The organism is Acidobacteriota bacterium (assembly GCA_003225175.1).
Taxonomy (GTDB): domain Bacteria; phylum Acidobacteriota; class Terriglobia; order Terriglobales; family Acidobacteriaceae; genus Gp1-AA112.
The window spans coordinates 1-1,441 of sequence record QIBA01000116.1 but is presented as its reverse complement, the minus strand read 5'-3'; the positions used below and the strand labels follow the sequence as shown (position 1 = coordinate 1,441).

1 protein-coding gene is annotated in these 1,441 nt (G+C 55.8%); it reads right to left on the bottom strand.

Features of this window, described 5'->3' with window-relative positions; genetic code table 11:
• Positions 1-1,441: hypothetical protein (locus tag DMG62_22780; GenBank protein ID PYY20621.1), on the bottom strand; the 1,441-nt coding region annotated here is incomplete at both ends.

Genomic DNA, 1,441 nt, shown 5'->3' with positions numbered 1-1,441 from the left:
CTCGATTGTCGCAGCCATTTGCAACGATTTGAGGAAGCTTTCCAGATCGTCCTGATGCGCCCCAATTTCGCGCGCCTGACGGACCCGGTAGTCATGCTGGCGTTGCCGATCCTCTTTGGTGAGAAAGAGTGAGTCAAAGGCATCTGTCTCCCACAGCGTATTCAGGGTCCGCAGCGGATCGGAGTTCTGATTTAGGATCAGCACCCGCGGGTTGAGCTGCCGCATCTGCTCGCGCTCGTAATCCGAATCGTCGATGAAGGCAAAGCTATCAAGTCCCAGCCTGAGCTCTGCCGCGGCCGCGCGCAGATTTTCCGACTTTGGTTCCCAATTGATCTTGCGGACCGCGAAATCTTCCAACTTAAGGATCATACCCGGAAGCGAGCTAAAAGCCTCCTCCACGTCAATAGCATTGTTTTTCGAGAGCAATACCAAAGCGATTCCCCTCTCCTTTAACTCAAGCAGCTCTCGCTGGATTCGCAGATGCACGTTACCAGGGAACTCTGGTCCGATCTGGAGGCCCGCCAAGCCATCTTCCCCCAGCACTCCGCCCCAAAGGGTATTGTCGAGGTCAATTGCGAGTGCCTTTTTCCTCGACACGATCAGTGGTCGCAGAAATCGCGCCAAATAGAAGGCGAAGGCGACTTGCCCGGCCGCGCTGAATGGCTGTCGCGCCATAAAATCCAGTCCTACAGCTTCATGACCGCGTCTTTGTCCACTCGCCCACGCCGCAAGGTCAATCACATAGACGCTGCTGTTCTCGGTCGCCAGCTCGTACAGTTTTTGATTTATTGAGCCTAAGATTGAAAACAACCCCGCCCGATGTTGCGCAGCCAGAACCGGATTCGAGGACCCGACCGGTGGAGGAACGGTTGAGAGGAATAATGGCATTTCCGCAGCCGTTTGCTGGTGGAGTCGAACCACACCTTCGATTCGCCCGAGTAACTGGTCGCGCCGGGAAGTAATGCCATCGGGAAATCCATTCGAGAAAGGATAAAACACTTCGGGAAGCAATTCCTCGGTACGCCAAAGGACCACGCGTGCATCTAACGCTTCACGCTCCGCACCCAACGCGCCCTGCGCAATGCGAGTCTCAATCGCATCCAGAGGTCCGATCTCCAGGGTTGCTCGGGCGGGCAAACAATTAAGTGCAAGCTGCAAGACCGGTCGTAACGGCTCGAGGTTATAAGTCCCGAGTAACTCGACCCGAAACGCCGGACCTCGCTGAGTCGCTTCCAGTTCCTCTACCGTACCTAGGGCGTGCCTTATCCTGGCCAAAAGCGAAGACTCGACTGCCTCCAGCACCGCCGCCTTCTGACGATCCGGAAACTGTTCGATCCAATGGCGGACTCGGTCCATCTGACTAACGATACTTCCGCTCACCAACTCAAAGACGCCGCCATTCCGGTTTCGGCTTCCTTCTCCAAGATCTTGACCAAAGCCT